Genomic DNA, 1,005 nt, shown 5'->3' on the forward strand with positions numbered 1-1,005 from the left:
CGAGCTGGTATTACCATATCTATCAAGAATGACCGGCGCCTCCTGCTGGCTGGCATCGTGGCCCAGCAGCTTGCGACCGATGAACTGGTTCATGGTGAGGTTGGCCTGATGGAGCCAGAGCCGGCTCAGGCTCTCGGCGGGCCAGCCTTGGTCATCGAGCTGGTTGGTTATCTGGTCGCACACCAGCGGCAACACCTCCTTGAATACCTTGCGTCCCTGCTGGCGGAACAGCTTGTCATCGCTGTAGCGGGTACGCGGACTCAGCCGGTTCAGAAAGCCGAAATTGTTGCGGATGTTGTTGGAGTACTGGGTCACCAGCTTGCTGGCCACCAGTTGCCACGGGTTGGCCACCTTGCAATCGGCCTCCCGCTCCAGCAGCACTGCGGTGCAGGCGTCGCCGAAGATAAAGTGGCTGTCTCTATCCCGAAAATTGAGGTGCCCCGAGCAGATCTCCGGATTGACCACCAGCGCCACGTTGGCTGTGCCTGCCGCCAGCATGTCTGCTGCCGTCTTGATGCCGAAGGTGGCGGAGGAGCAGGCCACGTTCATGTCAAAGGCCATGCCGCTCGCCCCCAGATAGTGCTGCAGCTCGATGGCCAGTGCCGGATAGGGGCGCGGCATGTTGGAAGCGGCCACTATCACCAAATCGATCTCCCCCGGCTCGCGACCGGCGGCGATCAGCGCCTGCTCTGCGGCGGCCACCGACATCTCCACCATGATGGAGGGCATCTCGTCGGGTCGCTCCGCCAGCAGCGGCTGCATGATGTCGGGGTTGAGCACCCCCTCGCGGCTCACCAGATAACGGCTCTTGATGCCGGATGCCTTCTCGATGAACTCGCAGCTGGAGTGCTGCTTGGCGGGAAGCTGGCCGGCATCGATGGCGGAGGCGTTCTCCTCGTTGTAGAGATCCACATACTGGTTGAAGGCGGCCACCAGCTCTTCATTGCTGACGGCAAAGGGTGGGGTATAGAGGCCTGAGCCACTGATCACGATAGAGGTCATCTT

Annotated in this window: 1 protein-coding gene; it reads right to left on the reverse strand. The window is 61.5% G+C overall.

Annotated features, from left to right (window positions below; genetic code table 11):
• Positions 1–1,002 (reverse strand): beta-ketoacyl-ACP synthase III (locus tag DBR30_RS18750; protein WP_258224498.1); only part of this gene is annotated, 1,002 nt, incomplete at its 3' end.
• Positions 1,003–1,005 lie beyond the last annotated feature (3 nt).

It is taken from the genome of Aeromonas sp. HMWF017, from assembly GCF_003061465.1.
GTDB lineage: Bacteria > Pseudomonadota > Gammaproteobacteria > Enterobacterales > Aeromonadaceae > Aeromonas > Aeromonas veronii.